This is a genomic window from Gammaproteobacteria bacterium (assembly GCA_009845905.1).
Taxonomy (GTDB): Bacteria; Pseudomonadota; Gammaproteobacteria; order Steroidobacterales; family Foliamicaceae; genus Foliamicus.
The window spans coordinates 167,118-188,675 of sequence record VXYS01000003.1 but is presented as its reverse complement, the minus strand read 5'-3'; the positions used below and the strand labels follow the sequence as shown (position 1 = coordinate 188,675).

The window sequence follows — 21,558 nt, the reverse complement described above, 5'->3', positions numbered from 1 at the left end:
GCTGATGCGCGCCACCAGCGCGGCGCTCATGCTGGCCCTGACTCTGCAGGCCCTTCCGGCCGGCGCCCAGGTGGGAGGTGGCGCGGAATTGCCCGACATGGGCAGCGCGGCCGACACGGTGCTGACGCGCGAGCAGGAGCGGGAAATCGCGCTGAGCGTCATCGAGCAGTTCCGCAGCGCCGGCCGGCTCGTGACCGACCCGGAGATCAACGAATACGTCGCCAACCTGGGCCGGCGGCTTGCCTACCGGGCGCAGAACGGCGACCACCAGTTCCACTTTTTCGTCGTCAAGGCCCAGTCCATCAACGCGTTCGCGTTGCCGGGGGGCTATATCGGCGTGCACACCGGCCTGATCGACGCGACCGCCAATGAGAGCGAATTGGCCGGAGTGCTGGCGCACGAAATCGCCCACGTGACCCAGAATCACATTTCGCGGCAGATTCAGGCCATGCGCGGCACGTCGATCATGACCATGGCCACGATGCTCGCCGCGCTGCTGGTGGGCGGACTGATGGGAGGCGGCGGCGATTTCATGCAGGGCGCACTGATGGCGGGCACGGGCCTGGCGCAGCAGCAGCAGATCAATTTCACCCGGGCGCACGAGCACGAAGCCGACCGAATCGGCATCGGCACGCTCTACGCCGCCGGTTTCGATCCCCGCGGCCTGCCCTCTTTCTTTGAGACGATGTCGCGCGCGGAATCGCTTTCCGCAAGGGCCATACCGGAAATCCTTCGCACGCACCCGGTCAGCGTCAACCGCATCGCCGAGGCGCGCTCGCGGATTGCGCCCGACATGCTGCGCAACGTCGACAACAGCCTCAGCTATTACCTGGCGCGGGCGCAGGCTCGGCTGCTGGGCAGTGACAGCCCGGAAGAGGCGATGCGGCAGTTTCGCTCGCAGCCGCTCACGGAGACCGAGGCGGACGTCGGGAGGTTCTACGGGCAGGGGCTGGCCCTTCTGGGTATGGGACGCGCCGATGAGGCACAGGCTGTTCTGAATAACCTGCTGGCGGACCATCCGGACTCCATCCCGTTGCGGATCGCGGTTGCACGGGCCCATGCGGTTGCGGGGGACGGTAGCGCGGCACGGCGGATTTTCGAAGAGGCGCTGGCGCTGTTCCCCGGCAACCCGAGCCTGGGGCATCGCTATGCGGAAGTCCTGCTGGCCGAGGGGCAGGCGCCGCTCGCCCGCGAACTGCTGATGGGCTATCTGCTGGACGACAAGCTCGACCTGGAGACCATGCGCCTGCTGGCCCAGGCAAGCGGAGAGTCCGGCCAGACGGCAGATGCCCACTACTACATGGCCGAGTACGAGATCATGCGCCGCAACCTGAATGGCGCCCACACGCAGCTTCAGCTCGCGCTCAAGGCCGCGGAACATGCCGACGATGTTCGGCGCAGCCGCATCGAGGCGCGCCTGGAGCAGGTGGAGCTGATGGCCGAAGACGGCGGCAGGCGCGAACGGAAAGACGAGGAATCCGACGAGGAATCGTCGGAGCAGAGGGGATAGAGGGGATCCTGACTATGGCAAATCGACTACAGGAATGGTGGACCTTGCAGCCCGAGGAGGAGCGGCAAAGCGCCGACAACCCGCTGACGCCGCTCAGTGACGCGCAGCGGCGCAATACGCTGCCGCTGTTGACGCTGGCCTTCGGATGGGGTTTTCTGGTGACCGGCCTGCTGACCGGAGGCGCGCTGGGCAAGGGGATGAGCTTCTGGCCCGATGCCGTGCAGGCTTCCTTCTACGGCAACCTCGCCAATTTCGCGATCGGCGCGGTCGTGGGCTACATGGGTTACAAGACCGCCTGCAACAGCGGCCTCTTGTACCGGCTCGTGTACGGACGCTTCGGCGCCTACATTCCAGTGTTGTTCATCGCCCTGTTGACCATCGGATGGCAGGGCATCGTGGTGGGCGCCTTCGGCTTCGCCTGGGCGCAGGACTTCGACAGCACGGCGTTTTACGTCGTCGCGCTGCTGGCGGGCCTGCTGTTCACGGTAACCACCTATTTCGGTGTCCGGGCCCTGGAATGGGTCAGCGTGCCGTCGGTGGTCGTGCTGGTGGCGGTCGGACTGTATTCGATCGACCTCAATGTCGGGCAGGCCGGCGGCTGGGACGCCTTCCTCGCGCTCTCGGCCGACAAGGCCGCGAATTCGGAATCGCCCCTGAGCGTGTTGAACGGGGTCAATGTCGTCATCGGCTCGTGGATCGTCGGGGCCGTGGTGATGGCGGAGTACACGCGCTTCGCCAAGCGCGCGTGGGTGGCCATCGCCATACCGTTCATCGTCCTGATCATCGCGCAGTGGTTCCTGCAGATCGTGGGCGCGCTGGGAGGAGTCGTATATGGCGGCGACGGCGATTTCACTTCCTACCTGCGCGAACAGGCCGGGTTTATCGCCTGGCTGGGCGTCATCGGAATGAGCGTCGCGCTCTGGACCACCGGCGACGCGAATCTCTACCTCCCGGTCATCCAGACTTCAAGCATCATGCGCCGGCCGCGCCGGGTCATGACGGTGATCTGCGGACTGCTGGGGACCATACTGGGGCTGGGAATCTACCAGCAGTTCCTGTTCTGGATCGGCGCGCTGGCGATATGGGTTCCGCCGCTGATCGGTCCGGTCATCGCGCACTACTACTTCGTGGCCCGCGGAAAAATGGACGCCGGCGAGGACGCGCGCCTGCCCGTCATCAACTGGGCCGCGCTGTTCGCCTACCCGCTGGGGCTGCTGAGCTACTACTACGCGCCCGAATGGCTGGTGCCGGCGCTTTCCGGCCTGGCAGGCTCGATGGTGGCGTACCTGGTCCTGTACTACCTGATCCCCCCGCTACGCGGCGTCGCGAAAGCCTGACTCTCGCTCCTGCTAGGCGGCTTCCAGCTCGGGGCGGTAGTCGCCGGTGCGCGCCAGGCCGTTGAGCCGCGCGCGCTCGCCGAAGGCCCGCTGCGCGTCGCCCAGCTGATCCGCCCTGCCCTGCCAGGCGGCCAGCGCCGGCGCCTGCAGCGCGCGACCGTACGAGAAGGACACCTGCCAAGGGTGCGGTCCCCGCGCATTCATCGCGCTCAGGTGCGCGGTCGCCTCTTCCGCCGACTGTCCGCCGGACAGGAAAGCGATGCCCGGCACCGCCGCCGGCACATGCGCCTTCAGGGTCCGCAGGGTGGCTTCCGCTACCTCCTCCACGCCGGCCTGCGCCGGGCACTCGCTGCCGGACACGACCATGTTGGGCTTCAGCACGATGCCTTCCAGATCCACCCGCTGCCGTTCCAGTTCGTCGAAGGTCTGATCGAGCACCGCGCCGGTCACCTGCTCGCAACGGGATATGGGGTGCGGTCCGTCCATCAGCACTTCCGGTTCCACGATGGGCACCAGGCCGGCCTCCTGGCATAGCGCTGCGTAGCGCGCCAGCGCATGGGCATTGGCATGCACGCAGCAGTCGCTGGGCGCGCCCTCGCCGATCGCGATCACCGCCCGCCACTTGGCGAACCGGGCGCCGAGGCCGCGATATTCCGCCAGCCGCTCGCGCAACCCGTCCAGCCCTTCCGTCACCTTCTCGCCCGGGCAGCCGGCCAGCGGCTTGGCGCCCTTGTCCACCTTGATTCCCGGAATCATGCCCCTGCCCGCCAGGTACTGCGGAATCGGCTCGCCGTCCGGCATGGTCTGCCTGAGGGTCTCGTCGAAGAGGATCACGCCGCCGATGTATTGGTCGGCTTCCGGTGCGGCAAACAGCATGGCGCGGTAGTCGCGGCGCAACGGCTCGGTCGATTCCACTCCGATGCCCGCAAAGCGCTTTCCAATCGTTGGAGTGCTTTCGTCGGCCGCCAGGATGCCCTTGCCGGGCGCCACCATGGCTTGTGCGGTTTCGGCCAGGTTCGCGTTCGTCATCTGCTGATTTCTCCGTTCGCCGTGATTTCCGGCATGTAGTGTATTCCCGCGCTTGCCGGACCGCCACCTCATTGCCCTCCGGGCGAGCATCCGGCCGGTTCGGGGGACCATTTTGGACTAAAATAGTCCTGATTGAATTTGGAGCGCGCGCAAATGCTCAGAGTCAGCAGGCTTACGGACTACGGGACCATGATCCTCGGCTGTCTGGCGCAGGCCGAGGGCCAGTCGCTTTCGGCCAAGAAAATTGCCGCCGCGACCCACCTCCGGCTACCGACTGCACAAAAGCTTCTCAAGCAGCTCGCAGGCCGTGGCCTGGTGCGTTCCGAGCGCGGCGCCTTGGGCGGTTACCGGCTGGCGCGCTCGGCGCGCGACATCAACGCGGTGGAGATACTCGAGGCGCTGGAAGGACCAATGGCGCTCACCGAATGCAGCCATGCGGAAAGCCAGTGCGAGCTGGAGTCGTTCTGTACCGTGGGCGGCGCGTGGCGGCAGATCAACCGCGCGATTCGCGGCGCGCTGACGGAGGTCACGCTGAGTGACCTGCGGCGGTCCGCTCCCGGCTTCAGGACCCGCAGGCTGTCGGCCGACCTCAGCGCGAGGATGGGGAGATGAGCCGCACGGCCGAACGCAATCCGGAAGTGCGCGAACTGCTCGAGCGCAAGTACCGGCACGGCTTCGTCACCGATATCGAGTCCGACACCCTGCCGCCGGGACTGGACGAGGAGGTCATCCGGGTGATTTCCGCGCGCAAGGACGAGCCGGAGTTCCTGCTCGACTGGCGTCTGCGTGCCTACCGCTATTGGCGCGAGGCAAAAGAACCGTCCTGGGCCAAGCTGAACATCCCGCCGATCGATTACCAGGCCATCTCCTACTACTCGGCGCCCGGTCCGGCCAGGGACGCGCCCAAGAGCCTGGACGAAGTAGACCCGCGACTGCTGGAAACCTACGACAAGCTGGGCATTCCCCTGCACGAGCGGGCCCGCCTGGCGGGCGTGGCGGTGGACGCCGTATTCGACAGTGTGTCGGTGGCCACCACCTTCAAGAGCCGCCTGGCCGAAGCCGGCGTGATTTTCTGCCCGTTCTCCGAGGCTGTGCGCGAACACCCGGAACTGGTGCGCAAGTACCTGGGCAGCGTAGTGCCGTACCGTGACAACTACTTCGCGGCGCTGAATTCGGCGGTCTTCACCGACGGATCGTTCGTCTATATCCCGAAGAACACGAAATGCCCGATGGAGTTGTCCACTTACTTCCGGATCAACGAGCAGAACACGGGGCAGTTCGAGCGCACGCTGATCATCGCCGACGAAGGCAGCGAAGTCAGCTACCTGGAGGGCTGCACCGCGCCGATGCGCGACGAGAACCAGTTGCACGCCGCAGTCGTGGAACTGGTGGCGCTGAAGGACGCCCGGATCAAGTATTCGACGGTCCAGAATTGGTACCCCGGCGACGAGGAAGGCCGCGGCGGGATCTACAACTTCGTCACCAAGCGCGGCGATTGCCGCGGCGACAACTCGGCGATTTCCTGGACCCAGGTGGAAGCGGGCTCGGCCATCACCTGGAAATACCCGAGCTGCATCCTGCGCGGCGACAACTCGACCGGCGAGTTCTACTCGGTGGCCGTGACCAACAACTTCCAGCAGGCCGACACCGGCACCAAGATGATCCACATCGGCCGCAATACCAGCAGCAACATTCTCAGCAAGGGCATTTCGGCGGGCAAGGCGCAGAACACGTATCGCGGCCTCGTGAAGGTGTTCCCGAGGGCCGAGGGCGCGCGCAACTTCACCCAGTGCGACTCGCTGCTGATCGGCCACGACTGTGGCGCCCACACGTTCCCGCACATGGACATCGCGCATCCGCACGCCGTGGTGGAGCATGAAGCCACCACTTCGAGGATCTCCGAGGACCAGTTGTTCTACTGCCGCCAGCGCGGCCTGGACGAGGAGGACGCGGTGAACCTGATCGTCAACGGATTCTGCAAGCAGGTGTTCAACATGCTGCCGATGGAATTCGCGGTCGAAGCCCAGGCCCTGATGAACGTCAGCCTGGAGGGCGCAATCGGATGAGCGCGCCGCTGCTGGACATTCGCGGCCTCAGGGTCAGCGTCGAGAACAAGGAAATCCTGAGCGGCCTGTCGCTTGAGGTCCGGGCCGGCGAAGTGCACGCCATCATGGGGCCGAACGGCGCCGGCAAGAGTACGCTGGCGCAGACGCTGGCGGGCCGCGACGGCTACGAGGTCACAGGCGGCAGCGTATTGCTGGACGGCGAGTCCCTGCTGGACATGAACCCCGAAGAGCGCGCCTGCAAGGGACTTTTCCTCGGCTTTCAATACCCGGTGGAAATACCCGGCGTGAGCAATATGTACCTGCTGCGCTCGGCCGTCAACGCGCAGCGCAAGGCGGCGGGCAAAGAAGAAATCAACGCCGCGGCTTTCCTGAAACAGGCCCGCGCCGAGGCGGCGCGGCTGAAACTCAAGCCCGAACTGCTCAAGCGCGGCGTGAACGAAGGCTTCTCCGGCGGGGAGAAGAAGCGCAACGAGATCCTTCAACTCGCCGTGCTGAAGCCGCGGCTGGCGGTGCTGGACGAGACCGATTCCGGGCTGGATATCGACGCGCTCAAGATCGTTGCCTCGGGGATCCGCGCGCTGCGCGATGGACGGCGCGCGTTCGTGCTGATCACCCACTACGAGCGGATCCTGAACCTGGTTTCGCCCGACCGTGTGCACGTCCTGGCCGGTGGAAGCATCGCCCGGTCCGGGGGCGCCGAACTGGTGAGCGAGCTGGAGGCTTCGGGATACGAACCATTCCTCCGGGAGGCGGCGTGAGCGGCAAGGCCATGGAAATCGTCGTGAAGGCCGGCGAGCGGCGCACCGAGACCCTGCGCATGAATCACCGCGCTGACGCCCCGGCAGCGGAAGTGTTGCGGATCGTGCTGGAACCGGGAAGCGTGCTGGACCTCGAGGAGCTTCACGAGGGGCGGGGCGACTTTGCCGCACACCTTGAGGTTGACGTTCAGGTCGGCCGCGGCGCCCGAATGCGCCACGTCGCCGTCGTGGACGATTCGGGCGAAGGCACGATCGAGATCAATCGGCAGGTTCGCCTTGCGCAGGAGGCGCGGCTCGAGTTTGTCCGCGTGGGTTCCGGCGCAAGCCTCGATCGCGAATCGCTGCGCGCCGGCCTGATGGGTGCCCGGTCCCGATTCCGGCACGGCCACCTGATGATGGCGGACACCGGACGGCGCGCGGAACTGGACCTGGAAATCGCCCATCATGCCCGTCACGCCGAGAGCGAAAGCCTGTGCCGCTGCGTTCTGGGCGCGGAAAGTCATGGCGGCTTCACGGGAAGGATATTGATTCCGCCGGACGGCCAGGGCGCCGACGCCCGGCTGCGGAACGACAATCTCCTGCTCGACGAGTCCGCCCGCATGGAAACCCGCCCGGAACTGGAGGTCTATGCCGACGAAGTGCAGTGCGCCCACGGCGCCGCGACCGGCGCGCTGGATGAGGCGGTGCTGTTCTACCTGAGGACCCGCGGATTGCCGCCGGATCAGGCCCGGGCCATGCTGGTGCGGGCGTTCGCCTCCTCGATCAGCAACGACATCGAAATGCCCCGCGCGCAGAAGATGGCCGACGGGATGCTCAGCCGCGCGCTTCGGGACCTGGCGCCACTAAGGCTGGCAGCCTGAACACCATGAGCAGCGCCACCGCCCGCCTCGCCGCCGTCCGGGAGCCGCTGTCGGCGCAAACCCTGCGTGCGGACTTCCCCGGTCTGGCCACGACCGTGCATGGCAATCCCCTCGCCTACCTGGACAACGCCGCATCCACCCAGCGGCCGCAGGCGGTCATGGACGCGCTGACCGACTATGAAGTCGAGATGCACGCCAATGTGCATCGGGGCGTGCATGCCCGTTCCGACCGGGCGACCGCGGCCTTCGAGGGGGCGCGCAAACGCACGCGCGGCTGGTTGAACGCCGCATCCGACGACGAGATCGTCTTTACCCGCGGGGCCACCGAATCGATCAACCTTGTGGCGCGCTGCATGGACGGCCGCATGGATGCGGACTCGGAAATCGTGCTGACGGGCATGGAACACCATTCCAACATCGTGCCGTGGCAGCAGCTTTGCGAGCGCACCGGCGCGAAAATCCGGGTAGCGCCTGTACTGGACTCGGGCGAGCTGGACATGGCCGCTCTCGCCGGACTGATCGGCGGCAGGACGCGACTCGTGGCGGTAGCCCATGTGTCCAACGCCATGGGAGTAATCAATCCGGTCGCGGAGATTTGCGGACTGGCGCGGCGCGCCGGCGCGGCCATCCTGATCGACGGCGCCCAGGCCGCCGGGCATATCCCGCTCGACATGCAGGAACTCGGCTGCGATTTCTATGCGCTTTCGGGCCACAAGATGTACGCCCCGACCGGCATCGGCGCGCTCTACGCGCGCAAGCCCTGGCTGGACGAACTGCCGCCGTTTCTGGGCGGTGGCGAGATGATCCTCGAAGTTCGCTTCGACGGCACCACCTACAACGATCCGCCGCACAAGTTCGAGGCCGGCACCCCCAATATATCCGGGGCCGTCGGCCTTGGCGCGGCCATGGACTATCTCGCCGGGCACGGACTCGAACGCCTCGCGGTCCTGGAGCACGATTTGCTGGAGCACGCAACGGAGCGCCTGCAGGACGTTCCGGGTTTGAGGATCATCGGCACGGCGTCCCCCAAGTCCGCGGTCGTGTCGTTCGTGATCGACGGCATTCATCCGCACGACCTGGGCACCGTGCTGGATCATGAAGGCGTCGCCATTCGCGCCGGCCACCATTGCGCGATGCCGCTGATGGACCGCTTCGGTGTGCCCGGCACCTCCCGCGCATCGTTCGCCTTCTACAACACCCGTGAAGAGATTGACCGTCTTGCCGCCGGGATCGGAACCGCGCGCAGGCTGCTTGGCCAGGCCTGATGAGCAGCAAACTGCAGAACCTCTATCAGCGCACGGTGCTGGAGCACTGCCGTTCGCCGCGCAATTTCCACGCCATGGACGAGCCCGACCGGGTGGCCGAGGGATTCAATCCCCTGTGCGGCGACAAGGTCACCGTGTATCTCCGCACGCCCGGGACGGAGGGCCTGCGCCGCGGGGGGGAGGACGTCCCGTCCTCCAACGAGGGCGAGACGCCCTCGCTCCCGTTTCATATTGCCGAGATCAGCTTCGAGGCGGCCGGTTGCGCGATCTGCCTGGCTTCGGCGTCAATGATGACCGAACTTCTCGATGGCGAGACCGCGGATCATGCGAAGCAGCAAGCGGAAAAGGTCCTGGAAGCGTTCAAACCCGGCGTCGAGAACGGGTTGGGTGATCTGGGCGAAATCGTCGCGCTGGGCAGCGTTCGCTCCTACCCTTCGCGGATCCGCTGCGTCACCCTGCCCTGGAAGACCTTTACCGCGGCACTGGACGGCGATCCGAACACCGTGAGCACCGAGTAAATTCCATGTTCGGCGACCAGAGCGAGCCCGTCACCCTGACCCGCGACTGCAGGGCGGTCATCATCCCCGCCGGCGAGGAGGCGCAACTCCACGCCGGACAGCTCGTGTTCATCACCCAGTCGCTGGGCGGCAGCTTCACGGTGTATGTGGACGGCTGGCTGTACCGCATCGCCGGCGTCGACGCCGACGCGCTCGGCAAGAAGCCCGCGGAGCCGCCTGAACTGCCGGCCAACGCCGGCGATTCCGACGTGGAAGCGCTGGTGTGGGAACAGATGAAGACCTGCTACGACCCGGAAATCCCGGTCAATATCGTCGACCTCGGCCTCGTGTATTCCTGCGAGGTCAGACGCCGCGACGACGGCAGGCGCGACGTTGCCGTGGAAATGACGCTGACCGCGCCCGGCTGCGGAATGGGCGAAATCCTGGTGGAGGACGTGCGCGAGAAGATCGCCCTGATCCCCACCATCGACGACGTGGCCGTCGAACTCGTCTTCGACCCCCCCTGGAACCAGAGCATGATGTCCGAAGCCGCCCAGCTCGAAGCCGGCCTGATGTAGTCCTGGGAGCGAGGGCATGTCCCTCGCGGCCGTCTCGCCTTCGTCGAGGGCAGGACGCCCTCGCACCCAGGGTCAGGAAGAACGGGCGGCGGCCAGGATCAGGTCGGCGCAGGCCTGCGGCTCGGTCACCATCGCGTCGTGGCCGGTCGCAAGTTCCTCATAGCGCCATTCGGAGTGCTCTTTTGCGAACATCGCGTGGTCCCTTATTCCGCTGAACGGCATTTCGGGGTCGGTGCAGCGGATGAAGGTCCTGGGCACGCCTTCCTCGCCGTCGTTCTCGAACTTCACCGGTTCCAGCCAGCTTTTCAGCGGATGCGGAGTCAGCCTCCGGTTCACCCACTCGAGGACGTCCGCGGGCTCGGGCGGAATTCCGTAGAACTCTCCGGAGCGCGCCACGATGTACTTGCCGTCCGGCGCCATGCTCCGGCGGCGCTCGATATCCGCATCACCCTCGGCATCGCTCATCTGCCGGCGGGAGCCGACCAGGCTTTCTCCATCGCTCAGAATGACCGTGTCCAGGTACACCAGGTGCCGCAGCCGGTCCTTGGCCCGGTCCGCCACACCGGAAACGACGCATCCGCCGTAAGAATGACCCACCAGAACCACGTCGTCCAGTTCTTCCCACTCGAGCACGTTCACGATGTCCCGAATGTGCGTTTCCAGGCCGATGTCCGGATGGAGCAGGTGCGAGCGCTCGCCGCAGCCGGTAAGCGTGGGCGTGTACACACGATGTCCCTGCCCTTCCAGGATCGAGCGCACGAACTTCCAGCACCAGCCGCCATGGCCGGTGCCGTGAACGAGGACGAAAGTTATGGTATCCAGGCTCAGGAAGAACGGGCGGCGGCCAGGAACAGGTCGGCGCAGGCCTGCGGCTCGGTCACCATGGCGTCGTGGCCGGTCTTGAGCTCCACGTAGCGCCAGCCCGGATGGTCTTTGGCGTGTTGGGCGTGGGCGCTGAGGCCGGCGCCCGGCATGGCGGGTTCGGTGCACTCGATGAAAGTGCAGGGCACGCCTTCCTCGCCTCCGTTCTCGAACTTCACCGGGTCCAGCCAGCTCTTGATCGGGTGCGGCGTGAGTCTGCGCTCCACCCAGGCCGCCTTGGACGACTCCGGGGGAATTCCGAACATCGTGGCGGAGAAGCCCATGACATACTCGCCGTCCGGCGCAATTCGGCCCCAGATCTCCTTGTTGGCAGCTACTTCCTCGGCGCTGGCGTCGCGGCGCGCCGAAAGCAGGCTGTCTCCGTCTCCGGGAACGATTGCATCCAGATAGACAAGGTGGCGCAAGCGCTCCTTGGCCCGGTCAGCCACGCCGGAAATTACCAGCCCGCCGTAGGAGTGCCCCACCAGCACCACGTTTTCGAGTTCTTCCCATTCGAGCACGTTGACGATGTCCTGAATGTGGAGTTCCAGCCCGATGTCAGGGTGAAGCAGGTGCGAGCGCTCGCCGCAGCCGGTCAGCGTGGGCGTATACACGCGGTGCCCCTGTTCGTCGAGGATGTCCCGCACGAATTTCCAGCACCAGCCGCCGTGACCGGTGCCGTGCACGAGGACGAAAAGGACACTGTCCTCCGGCCGCTCATGCGCTCCCGCGCCCTGCAGTCCCGCGGCCGCAATGGCCCCTCCGACAAATGCCCTACGCGTTGCTTTCGACATATTCATTACCTCCCTGCGCGCGGCCGCGCCAGATCAGCCAACTTACCACCAGGCCCGCCTGCACCCAGGCCGAAACCGCCCCGATGACGAGATGCCCCGTCGCCTCCTGCAATGCGATCGGAGAAAACAGCAGGTACAGCTCGAATGTTCCCACGGCGGCCTCAGCCCCGCTCAGGGCTCCGGGAATGAACAGGCCCAGCACCAGCCAGGAGGCCAGCGCGGCCAACTCGGGCCAACGGCGAACCCTCCCGGCCAGCACCAGGAACAGGATGCCCATGTCGCGGACCAGGAACCCGAGCAGGCTGATGGCCCAGAAGTTCTGTTGTATGTAGCCCAACTCACCGCCCGTTGCGAACGCTCCGGCGACCAGGTGCACCGCGACAGTTACATCCGCCAGCAGCAGGATCAGCAACCAGGCGGGCATGGCCCGCAAGCTGGGCGCGGCCAGGAATTCCCGCGCCCTTCTTCGGTCCACGCGCTCCGCCACCCCCCAGAGGTACGCGATGGCCGTCAGGATCAATAACAGGGCCGCGGTCGCGTACCGGCCGGGCCCGTAGCCGCCTTCAATCGAAACGAACCGTGCGGCGTCGGCCGCCGCATAAGCCGTGCCCGCCCACCAGAGGCCCAGGCCGAGCCCAATCACCGGAGCTTCCACCGCGAAACGTCTCCCGCTGAGGGTCTCGCGGGCTGCGCACCAGCACCAGAATGCCGCGAACGCGACGAATGCAAACCCGCTTGCCGCCCAGAAGGCGTCGCCGCTCATGGGCACGAAGCCGAACCACAGCGCCGCATCGCCCGCTTCGCCGGAGAGCCGGCCGGCCAAGCCTTCCTTCAGGGCCGTCAGCGGACTGGTCAGCAACAGCGCCAGCAGGATCGCGACGACGAAGGACCGGCCGCGCGCCGCCCTGGAGCGGTCGCAGTTGCGAATCGCCAGTGCCAGCGCGAGGAGGCGCGCGAACAGGTTGGCGCAAACCATCAGCCAGGCGTTCACCGGGAATCCGGCGCGCATTCGCTCAGCAATCGCCTCGGCGGCCTCGGGCGGCGCGCCACCCAGGACGACCGGATTCTCCCCCGGCAAATACACCCCCAGCCCCCAGCAGACCAGCGCGCAAAGCGCCGCCAGGTCGGTCAGGGCGGTTGCGCCGAATGCCTTGCCCAGCATCAATTGCGCCGGGCTGAGCGCGCTCATCCGCTGGCGCTGCCAGGTATGCCGGTTGTGCTCTTCCGCGATTGCGCCGACGATTCGGATGGGCGTGACCACAAAGCTGAATATGCCGAACGCGATGGCGCCGGCCCGGCCAAGCGCGGACCAATCCCAGGCCAGCTGGATGCACCAGGCCACCCCCGCCGAAAGCAGCAGCGTGATTGCCAGGCGCAATCGCGTGGCTTCCGCCCGCCATCCGCGCAGGAGTTCGGGATTCAGGCGGGCAATGAATTCACGCATGACCGCCCCCACGCGCCTCGGCGCGCAACCGCCGATAGACGTCGCGAAGGCTGCCCGGCGACAGCCCGCTCTGCTGCGGCAGGGTCGCACCTTCCTGCATCACCACCAGGTCGGTGGCGTATTCCTCGAGTTCCGCCAGGATGTGCGAGGACACGAGGATCGCGCGGCCCTCCGCGCGCAGCTCTTCCAGCCTGGCCGCCAGTAGCTCGCGGTGATCGGGGTCCAGTCCGGATGCCGGTTCGTCGAGGAGCAGCAGCGGGGGACGCGATATTTCGACCTCGGCCATCGCAAGAAGCTGACGCTGTCCGCGCGAGAGCGTGTCGAGGTCCTTGTCCAGAAGGTCCGCCACCATGCACTCCTCGGCCACCTGTTCGATCGCTTCGTTGCGCGCCGCCGACGATAGCAGCTCGGGAAACGCGCGCGCGCGGGACTGCGCCGCGTATTCCATGCTCTGGCGCGCGGTCAGCCCGGAATACAGCCCGTAGTGCTCCGACAGAAAACCGGTGCGCGCCCGGTGCCGGCGAAGGCCGTCTCGGACGTCGGCGCCATGCCGGGCGATTCGGCCCGCGTGCGGCTCGAACAGGCCCGCAAGGCACAGGATCAGCGTGGTCTTCCCGGCGCCGTTCGGCCCCACCAGCGCCACGATGCTGCCCGGAGAAACCCGGACGCCGGCCTCACGAACCGCGGGCTTCTCCTGCCCCCAGTAGCTGTAGGTGACGTTCTCGGCTACAAGCATCGCGTCGCGGACCTGCCCTCAGCCGTAGGCATCGAATTTCCCGTGCGAGGAAACGCTCAATAGGCAGCGCAGGTTCCGCAGTGGTAGTAGAAGCCGCGCGGGTCGTTGAGCTGCGCGAGCTGGTCCAGTTCGGCGTTCAATATCTTTCTCGCCTGCTGGACCGCGTCCATGAACCGGTCCGGCTCCGAACCAATGCCGAGCCTTTGCTTGAGCCTCGCCAAGCGAAGCTGGAAGAACTCGCTCAGGCCCGTAAAGAAGGGGCGCTTGCGCTCGATCCGCTCCACGCTGTAGTCGCCCTCTTCCATACCGGCCAGCCCGGCGGCGCTCTCGGCCGCGTCTTCCAGCGTGCCGATACGGTCAACGAGGTTGATGGACGCGGCATCGGAACCGATCCAGACGCGGCCGCGGCCGATATCGTCCACTTCGTCAAAGCTCATGCCCCGCCCCTGCGACACATGGCCCACGAAACGCTCATAGACCCTGCCGATCTGCGCATCGACCTGCCGGCGGAGCCCTTCGTCCAGGTCCGCGCCGATACGGCCCTGTTCGGACAGCGGCGTCGTGCCCAGCCCGTCTTCGGTAAAGCCGATACGCTCGAGCAGCTTGGGCGCGGTAAAGAACACCGCGCCCACTCCGATCGACCCGGTAATGGTTCCCGAATAGGCCCAGATCTCGTCGGCTTCGGCGGCGACGTAGTAACCGCCGGAGGCCGCCACGCTGCTCATGGAAACCACGACCGGCTTGCCGGCCTCGGAAACGGTCGCAACCGCGCCGGAAATCACTTCGGACGCGAACGCGCTGCCTCCCGGGCTGTCCACCTGCAGCACCAGGGCCTTGATATCGTCCTCCTCGGCGGCATGCCGGACCAGCTTGGCGATGCTGTCGCCGGCGGCGGCGCCGGGACCGGCGCTGCCGTCAATGATGGAACCGGCCACCACAACCACGCCCACCTTGTTTTCGTCGTCGGAGTGCAGCGGGTTCTCGCGGTCGGCCACCGTCAGGTAGTCCGCGAATCCGACCTTGTGGTATTCGCCGTCCTCGGAATCACCGAAGCGTTCCTTCATGTATTCCTTGAAGGTCTCGTCGTTGTGTATCGCATCGACCAGGCCGGCCTCGAGGTTGACCCGCGCCAGGTCGCCCCCCGCACCCTCCAGGGCCCCGGTGAGGTTCGCCGCGTACTGGTCCAGCGCGTCCGCGGCCAGCTCCCGGGCCTCCGTGACCTCGCGCTGATACTCGCCCCAGAGTGCGCCCAGCCACTGTTCGGCGCTCTGCCGGTCCTCGTCCGACATGTTGTTGCGGAAATAGGGCTCGACAAAGGACTTGTATTCGCCTATCCGGAACACGTGCGGGTCGATGCCGAGTTTGTTGAACATTTCGGCGTAGTACATCCGCCAGCGACCCATGCCGCGGATGTCCACCCCACCGTAGTCATGCACGAACACCTCGTCCGCCTGGGACGCCAGCAGGTAGCCGCTCTGTCCGTACCAGCTCGAATAGCTGATCATGGGTTTGCCCGACTCCCGGAACTCGCGCATCGCCGCGGCGATGTCCTGCAGCTTGGTGAAGCCGCCGCCGGCAAGTCCGTCGATGTCCACCAGCACGGCCGCGATCCGGTCGTCCCCGGCGGCGTGCCTGAGCGCCCGCACAACGTCCCGTACCAGCGTTTCGGCCGGCGGCTCGTCGTTCATGCTCAGCAATTCGAGATCAAGCTCTCCTGCACTGAGTTCATGCACCAGCACACCGGATGGATTCAGAAGCAGGACGGTGCCGTCCTCGATTTTCACGGCCGTCTGGCCCGAACCCAGCGCCGCCAGCATCACAACGAACACGAAGATCATCAGGACCAGGTGAATGACCTTCCGAAAACCGTCGACACCTGTCCAGATCGCACGAAATAACTTCCCGATCATGAGCCTTTACTCCTCATATTTGCTGCGCCTAGTGTACCGGATAGGCCCCGTCAGGCGCCCGTGTAGCGCACGCGGTATACGACGCCGCGGTGGTCGTCGCTGATCAGCAGGTTGCCCTCCCCATCCTCGATGACGTAAGCCGGTCGTCCAAGCGTCTCTTCATCGCGCAACCAGCCCTCGGCGAAAGGCTCGTAGCTCACGACTTCATTGCCCTCGAGTTCGAGCATCATCACCCGGTAGCCGATTTTCCTGCTGCGGTTCCAGCTGCCGTGCTCGGCAACGAAAAGCCGCCCCTTGTATTCGGCGGGAAAGGCGTCGCCGGTGTAGAACGTCAAGCCTACCGGCGCGGTGTGGGGCCCCAGTTCCTGCGCCGGGGGCACGGCCGAGGCGCAATCGCCCAGCGCCGCCCATTTTCCGTCCGGGTCGGGAATGTCCGTGCCGTGACAGAAAGGGAAACCGAAGTGCATGCCGGGCCGCGGAGCATGGTTCAGCTCGCACGGCGGAATGTCGTCGCCCATCAGGTCCCGTCCGTTTTCCGTGAACCAGAGCTCGCCGGTTTCCGGGTGCCAGGCCAGGCCCACGCTGTTGCGCACGCCCCGCGCATAGACCTCGCGTTCGCCGCCTTGCGCCGGAATACGCTCGATCGTTGCATAGCTGTCGCAAACGTTGCAGGGCGCGCCTACCGCCACGTACAGCCAGCCGTCGGGCGCGAAGCCCATGGCCCGCCAGCCGTGATGCCGGGCGGTGGGAAGGCCGTCATGAAACACCCTGGGGCTGATGCCCTCCCCGAGCCGCTGTTCGATGTTTTCGTATTCCAGAATGCGGTGAACCTCCGCCACGAACAGCGAGGAACCGCGCACCGCCACGCCGTTCGGCAGGATCAGGCGCGAGGCCAGTTCGATGATCTCCTGGCCGGGGCCGCCCGGATTGCGCACCGCGTACACCTTCCCGGCGTTCCGGGTGCCGACGAACAGCGTGCCGTTCTCGCCGATCGCAAGCCCGCGGGCGTTTCGCAGGCCGGTCACGTACTCCTCTATCTCGAAGCCCGGCGGCAAGCGGACTTCGCCAATGTCAAAGTCCGCGTGCGCCCCGCCGGCGGCGAACGCAAGCACCGCAGGGGCGCACAATGCAAGAGTAGTTTTTCGAATCATGTTCCGATCATCCAAAGGGAAAGCGAGGGCCAGAAGGCGATCAGCAGCACCGACGCCATGAGCACCAGCAGAAACGGCAGGCTGGCCAGGTAAACGCGAACGATCGGCTGCTCGAACCGATAGCTCGCAATGAACAGGTTGAGGCCCACGGGAGGCGTGAGGTAACCCAACTGCATGGTCGCCAGGAAAATGATGCCCAGGTGAACCGGGTGCACGCCGAACTGGGCGGCGACCGGGAGGATCAGCGGCACGACCAGGACAATGGCGGAGAAGATGTCCAGGAAAGCGCCCAGGATCAGCAGGAAGACCAGCAAGGCCAGCATGAAAGTCACAGGCCCGCTCACGACCTTGCCGACCACCGCCAGCAGCCGCTGCGGCACCTCGGCGTCGATCATCAGGTTGGTGGACGCCAGCGATACCGCCAGGATCAGCAGTATGCCGCCCACCAGCGTCATCGAATCGCGCATGATCAGAGGCAGGCGCGAAAGCGGGATGGCGCGGCGTATGAACACTTCCACGATCACGACGTAGAGCGCCGTTACCGCCGCCGCCTCGGAAATCGCAAAGTAGCCGGAATAGATGCCGCCCAGCACGATGACCGGCAACGGCAGCTCCCAGCCCGCGGCCCTGACGGCGCCGGCGACTTCGCGCCAATCGAAGCTGGACAGCGGCCGGCGTTCGCTGCGGTTGACCCAAAGGCAGTACGCCGCAAGGAGAACGATCATCGCCAGGCCGGGCAGCACGCCGGCCCTGAACAGCGAATCGATGCGGGTTTCGGACACGACGCCGTAAAGAATCAGCGGCAGCGAAGGCGCGAACAAGAGCCCCAGGCTGCCGCCGGTGGTGACCAGCCCAAGAGAAAACCCTTCCGGGTAGCGCGCCTGTTTCAGCGCCGGATAGAGCAAGGCGCCCATCGCGATGATGGTGATGCCCGACGCGCCGGTGAAGGCGGTGAACAGCGCGCAGATGGCCAATGCGAAGACCGCCAGTCCCCCGGGCATCCACCCCACCAGGGCCTCGCTCAGGCGCACCAGCAGCCTCGGCGCCGGGCTCTCCGCCAGCACGTAACCGGCGAAGCAGAACAGGGGGATGGCGACCAGCGCGGGCAGCGTCGCCACGCCCAGTATTTCGATAGCTATGGAGGCCAGGGGAATGTCTGCGCCCAGGTAACCGAGCATCGCTCCGCCCGCGATGACCGCGAAAAGCGGCACGCCCAGAACGGCCAGCAGCCCGAGAACGATCCAGTGCATGGGTTCAGTCCGCCGTCGGAGGGCCGGCGGTTTCCGCGCCCCCGGCGAGGCGGCCGTGCCGTAGCAGCGAAACCATGTGAGCCAGGTGGGCGCCCGCCATCACGGCAAAGGCGACCGGCAGAATGGCCTCGAATGCCCATCGCGGCAGTCCGCCCAGCGTGGTTTCGCCATAGCTCATCGTGTCCAGCCAGTAGGACCCGCAGATCAGGAACAGCGCCAGGCAAGCGACCAGTGCGAAGAACTGCGCGGTGACACCGGCCCACCTGCGGGCCGGCTTCGAAAGCACCTGCGAGAGCGCGTCGATCGTGATGTGGCGGCTGCCGACGCTGGCCGCCATCGCGCCCAGCATGGCGATCCAGAGCACCAGCCATTCCAGCAACTGCTCGCTGTACGGAATCGACATGCGGAAGACGTTGCGCCAGAGGATCTGAGCGGCCGCCAGAAGGAGCATGGCGCCCAGAAAAGTGGCCAGCAGGCCGGTCAGCAGCCGCCCGGCCATCCTTCCCGCCGTGTCCGGCACCGGGAACTCCCGTCAGCGGCGGTGCGGCACGTGGATCAGCCGGATCCCGATTCGCCGCGGAATTCGTCAAGCGCATGCACGATTTCCTCGTGCATGCCGCGCGACATTCCGGCTTCGCGCACCAGTTCGGGGTAGATCCGCGTGAAGGCCCGGCGCCAGCGGAGAACCTCGTCGGACGTCGGAGCCAGGTATTCGAGCCCGGAGTTCTTCAGCGCCTGCCCGGCTTCCAGGTTGTCCTGGGCGTCGCGACGGTCTAGCTGGGCGGCCAGCGCGCCGAAGACCTGGCGGACTATCGCCTGGTTGGGCTCGGACAGCCGACCGAAAGCCCTCCTGTCCATCGCCAGCAAGCCGAAGGCGAACACCACGGGGAAGTCCGTGACGTAGCGCAGGCGTGTGTGCCATTGCAGCAGAATGGCGCCCGAAGGCGGCGTCACAATGACCTCCACCAACCCCGTCTGCAGCCCGACCAGCACGTCGGAGATCGGAAGCTGGACGGGGGCCAGGCCCACCGAACGCATCGAGCGCAGGCCGATGTCGTCGCCCTCGGGCACCCAGATCTTCAGCCCGCGCGCGTCCTCCAGCCGGACCACCGGATTCCTGCCCGACATGATGCGGGCGAAGCCCAGGCTGCCGAAGCCGAAAGTCTCGTATCCGCTGTCGAGCAGGCCGTCCGCCAGAACGGGGTCAAACCGCTCGCGCACGAACAGCATCTCGTCGCGCGAACGGAACAACAGCGGAAGCCCGTACTGAAGCACGTCCGGATACCTGCCGGCCAGTGCGCTTGAAGTGAGTACCGCCCCCTGCAACTGGCCGACGCGAATCTTGCGCAGCACCCTGAGGTCGTCGCCCTGCGTACCACCACCGTAGAACTTCACCTGCACCTGTCCGCCGGTGCGCTCGCGGATTTCCGCGGCCGCGGCGCGCATGTCCCGCATCCAGGCCGACCCCTCAGGCGTAACGGTCGCGATCTTCAGCGTCTGCGCCGAAAGCGGACCGGCCGCCAACAGTGCGGCCACGATCAACGCGGCGGACCGCAGCGGAACGTACTCAGAAGTAATCATCGGCAGTACTCAGCAATTCCCGGGCGTCGGCCTTGGCAAGGTTGTTGAACAGCGTAAGACCCGGCTGGTCGGCGGGGGCGTCGAGCACCTCTTCAAGCAGCCTGTCATGCAGTTCGCGATCATAGAGCAAACGGGCGCAGTTTCTTGCGTACTCCACCAGCACGCTCAGGTCCTTGCGCCCGGTCAGGCGCACGGCCTCTTCGAAATTCCGCATGCCCGCTTCCGGTTCGCCGCCCAGCGAGGCCGGCCGCAGGCATTGCAGGATGCCCATGTACATATGCGCGCGCCCGCGAATGTCCGCCGGCGCAACCTCCAGCAGCCGGTCCAGCGCCACCTGCAGCCGCGGAAGCCGGGCCAGCGCCTCATAGTCGCCGCGGGACTGGATCCAGGACAGGTAGCCGATCAGGTAGTCATAGAGGGCCTGCGCCTTCGCGGCGGGATACGCGCCGATACGGGCCTCGTATTCCTCGAAACCCAGTTCCTGCACGCCGCATCCAGCCCCGTCGGCGGCGCACAGTGCCCTGCGGCCGTAACCGTAGGCCCGCTCGGTCAGCTTGTGGGCGCGTTCGGGATCGTTGACGAAAACCACGCCGTAGGCGGCGTACAACTGCGCGGCGGAACCCAGGACCGCGGGGCCGGCATCCTCGCCGGCCAGGCTGTCGATCAGGATCAGCAGCGTGGGGGTGGCGTCGCGAACGAGTTCGGGGTCGTCGTGCCCCAGAACGGCGTCACCGAGTTGTTCGGTCAGGCCGCTGGTGGCGGATTGAATCAGCGAACCGCAGCCGGAAAGGCCCATCGCCGCGACAGCAAGCGCCAGGCCCTTAAGCCTCATAGCTTCTCGCGAATTCTCGCGCTCCGCCCGCGCCGCTGTCGAAGGTAGTAGAGCTTGGCGCGCCGCACGTCGCCGCGGCGTTTGACCTTGACCCCGGCGATCATCGGGCTGTGGGTCTGAAACACCCGCTCGACGCCTTCGCCGTGCGAGATCTTGCGCACGGTAAAGGAGGAGTTGAGTCCCCGGTTGCGCTTGGCGATCACGACGCCTTCAAAAGCCTGCAAACGCTGCCGCTGCCCCTCGCGCACGCGCACCTGCACCACCACCGTGTCTCCCGGAGAAAAATCGGGCAGGTCGGTGCGGATTTGTTCCGCTTCAAGTTGTTCAATGAGGTTAGTCATCTTTCGCGTCCCGTATTTTAATGTCGTATTCCGCCTGGAACTCCGCCAGCAGCCGGCTTTCCCGTTCATTCAGGGTCCGCCCGGAGAGCAATTCCGGCCGGCGCGCCCAGGTGCGGCCCAGCGACTGCTTCAGGCGCCACGTCCGCACCTGCTCGTGATCGCCGCTCAGCAACACCTCCGGCGCCGCCCGGCCTTCGACCACGGCGGGCCGAGTGTACTGCGGAAAATCCAGAAGGCCAACGGAAAACGAGTCTTCCTCGGCCGAGCGATCGTCCCCCAGCGCCCCGGGCAACAGCCGCACCACCGCATCGATCACCGCGCAAGCGGCCAGTTCGCCGCCGCTCAGGACGAAATCGCCCAGCGACAGCTCCTCGTCGGCTTCCAGTTCCACCACGCGTTCGTCGATCCCCTCGTAGCGCCCGGCGACCAGCACCATGCCGAGGCCGGCCGCCAGTTCCCTTGCGCGCCGCTGGGTAAAGCGCCCGCCCTGCGGAGTGAGGAAGATGACCGGCGCGCCGCCGGGCGCACTGGCGCGGGCCGCCCTTACCGCCGCCAGCAGGGGCTCGGGGCTCAGGACCATGCCGGGGCCTCCGCCGTAGGGGCGGTCGTCCACGTTGCGATGAGGTCCGGCGGCGAAATTCCTCGGGTTCACGCAGCGCAGACTGGCCACGCCGGCTTCCAGCGCCCGGCCGCAAACGCCGCCCTTGAAGGCGTCCAGCACCATCTCCGGGTGCAGGCATACGGTAGTGATATGCATC

22 protein-coding genes are annotated in these 21,558 nt (G+C 66.3%); 9 read left to right on the top strand and 13 right to left on the bottom strand.

Features of this window, described 5'->3' with window-relative positions; genetic code table 11:
• Positions 1–4 precede the first annotated feature (4 nt).
• The gene (locus F4036_00930) at positions 5–1,510 is read left to right on the top strand and encodes a M48 family metallopeptidase (GenBank protein MYK36307.1); all 1,506 of its coding nucleotides are present in this window, start codon (positions 5–7) and stop codon (positions 1,508–1,510) included.
• A gap of 14 nt (positions 1,511–1,524) precedes the next feature.
• Positions 1,525–2,847, top strand: coding sequence for a hypothetical protein (locus F4036_00925; GenBank protein MYK36306.1), 1,323 nt, complete (start codon positions 1,525–1,527; stop codon positions 2,845–2,847).
• A 12-nt stretch (positions 2,848–2,859) separates the two neighbouring features.
• Here the strand turns inward: F4036_00925 and F4036_00920 are convergent, their stop codons facing one another.
• Complete coding sequence (locus tag F4036_00920) at positions 2,860–3,876, bottom strand: fructose-bisphosphate aldolase class I (protein ID MYK36305.1); 1,017 nt, start codon at positions 3,874–3,876, stop codon at positions 2,860–2,862.
• Positions 3,877–4,029: 153 nt separating this feature from the next.
• On the opposite strand from F4036_00920, the gene F4036_00915 reads away from it, so the two are divergent.
• The 7 genes from F4036_00915 to sufT are packed head-to-tail and all read left to right on the top strand — an operon-like array spanning position 4,030 to position 9,900.
• Positions 4,030–4,488, top strand: a complete 459-nt coding sequence (locus tag F4036_00915) for an SUF system Fe-S cluster assembly regulator (GenBank protein MYK36304.1) — start codon at positions 4,030–4,032, stop codon at positions 4,486–4,488.
• Positions 4,485–5,942: a Fe-S cluster assembly protein SufB gene (gene sufB, locus F4036_00910; protein ID MYK36303.1), complete on the top strand. Its 1,458-nt coding sequence runs from the start codon at positions 4,485–4,487 to the stop codon at positions 5,940–5,942. The genes F4036_00915 and sufB overlap by 4 nt, the downstream gene beginning before the upstream one ends.
• Complete coding sequence (gene sufC, locus F4036_00905) at positions 5,939–6,700, top strand: Fe-S cluster assembly ATPase SufC (protein ID MYK36302.1); 762 nt, start codon at positions 5,939–5,941, stop codon at positions 6,698–6,700. Before sufB ends, sufC begins: the two co-directional genes overlap by 4 nt.
• On the top strand, positions 6,697–7,560 hold the full coding sequence (locus F4036_00900) for a hypothetical protein (protein MYK36301.1): 864 nt from the start codon (positions 6,697–6,699) through the stop codon (positions 7,558–7,560). The genes sufC and F4036_00900 overlap by 4 nt, the downstream gene beginning before the upstream one ends.
• A gap of 5 nt (positions 7,561–7,565) precedes the next feature.
• The gene (locus tag F4036_00895; protein ID MYK36300.1) at positions 7,566–8,825 is read left to right on the top strand and encodes a cysteine desulfurase; all 1,260 of its coding nucleotides are present in this window, start codon (positions 7,566–7,568) and stop codon (positions 8,823–8,825) included.
• Positions 8,825–9,343, top strand: coding sequence for an SUF system NifU family Fe-S cluster assembly protein (locus F4036_00890; protein MYK36299.1), 519 nt, complete (start codon positions 8,825–8,827; stop codon positions 9,341–9,343). Before F4036_00895 ends, F4036_00890 begins: the two co-directional genes overlap by 1 nt.
• A gap of 5 nt (positions 9,344–9,348) precedes the next feature.
• Positions 9,349–9,900: a putative Fe-S cluster assembly protein SufT gene (gene sufT / locus F4036_00885; protein MYK36298.1), complete on the top strand. Its 552-nt coding sequence runs from the start codon at positions 9,349–9,351 to the stop codon at positions 9,898–9,900.
• A gap of 72 nt (positions 9,901–9,972) precedes the next feature.
• On the opposite strand, the gene F4036_00880 is transcribed toward sufT, so the two are convergent.
• Genes F4036_00880 through trmD form a run of 12 tightly spaced genes read right to left on the bottom strand, consistent with a single transcriptional unit; the run spans position 9,973 to position 21,557 of the window.
• Positions 9,973–10,713, bottom strand: a complete 741-nt coding sequence (locus F4036_00880) for an alpha/beta hydrolase (GenBank protein MYK36297.1) — start codon at positions 10,711–10,713, stop codon at positions 9,973–9,975.
• 11 nt (positions 10,714–10,724) lie between these two features.
• Positions 10,725–11,555, bottom strand: a complete 831-nt coding sequence (locus tag F4036_00875) for an alpha/beta hydrolase (protein MYK36296.1) — start codon at positions 11,553–11,555, stop codon at positions 10,725–10,727.
• On the bottom strand, positions 11,536–12,999 hold the full coding sequence (locus F4036_00870) for an ABC transporter permease (GenBank protein ID MYK36295.1): 1,464 nt from the start codon (positions 12,997–12,999) through the stop codon (positions 11,536–11,538). Before F4036_00870 ends, F4036_00875 begins: the two co-directional genes overlap by 20 nt.
• Positions 12,992–13,735 carry an ABC transporter ATP-binding protein gene (locus F4036_00865; protein ID MYK36294.1) on the bottom strand — a complete coding sequence of 248 codons (744 nt, stop codon included), beginning with the start codon at positions 13,733–13,735 and terminating at the stop codon, positions 12,992–12,994. Before F4036_00865 ends, F4036_00870 begins: the two co-directional genes overlap by 8 nt.
• A 56-nt stretch (positions 13,736–13,791) precedes the next feature.
• Positions 13,792–15,645, bottom strand: coding sequence for a signal peptide peptidase SppA (gene sppA / locus F4036_00860; GenBank protein ID MYK36293.1), 1,854 nt, complete (start codon positions 15,643–15,645; stop codon positions 13,792–13,794).
• Between the two features lie 50 nt (positions 15,646–15,695).
• The gene (locus tag F4036_00855; protein MYK36292.1) at positions 15,696–16,796 is read right to left on the bottom strand and encodes a sorbosone dehydrogenase family protein; all 1,101 of its coding nucleotides are present in this window, start codon (positions 16,794–16,796) and stop codon (positions 15,696–15,698) included.
• The gene (locus tag F4036_00850) at positions 16,793–18,046 is read right to left on the bottom strand and encodes a TRAP transporter large permease subunit (protein ID MYK36291.1); all 1,254 of its coding nucleotides are present in this window, start codon (positions 18,044–18,046) and stop codon (positions 16,793–16,795) included. The genes F4036_00855 and F4036_00850 overlap by 4 nt, the downstream gene beginning before the upstream one ends.
• A gap of 4 nt (positions 18,047–18,050) precedes the next feature.
• Positions 18,051–18,566 carry a TRAP transporter small permease gene (locus F4036_00845; protein ID MYK36290.1) on the bottom strand — a complete coding sequence of 172 codons (516 nt, stop codon included), beginning with the start codon at positions 18,564–18,566 and terminating at the stop codon, positions 18,051–18,053.
• A 35-nt stretch (positions 18,567–18,601) separates the two neighbouring features.
• On the bottom strand, positions 18,602–19,627 hold the full coding sequence (locus F4036_00840; protein ID MYK36289.1) for a C4-dicarboxylate ABC transporter: 1,026 nt from the start codon (positions 19,625–19,627) through the stop codon (positions 18,602–18,604).
• Positions 19,614–20,459 carry a hypothetical protein gene (locus F4036_00835; protein MYK36288.1) on the bottom strand — a complete coding sequence of 282 codons (846 nt, stop codon included), beginning with the start codon at positions 20,457–20,459 and terminating at the stop codon, positions 19,614–19,616. The genes F4036_00840 and F4036_00835 overlap by 14 nt, the downstream gene beginning before the upstream one ends.
• Positions 20,456–20,800 carry a 50S ribosomal protein L19 gene (locus tag F4036_00830; protein ID MYK36287.1) on the bottom strand — a complete coding sequence of 115 codons (345 nt, stop codon included), beginning with the start codon at positions 20,798–20,800 and terminating at the stop codon, positions 20,456–20,458. The genes F4036_00835 and F4036_00830 overlap by 4 nt, the downstream gene beginning before the upstream one ends.
• Positions 20,793–21,557, bottom strand: a complete 765-nt coding sequence (gene trmD / locus F4036_00825) for a tRNA (guanosine(37)-N1)-methyltransferase TrmD (GenBank protein ID MYK36286.1) — start codon at positions 21,555–21,557, stop codon at positions 20,793–20,795. Before trmD ends, F4036_00830 begins: the two co-directional genes overlap by 8 nt.
• Between the last annotated feature and the right edge of the window lies 1 nt (position 21,558).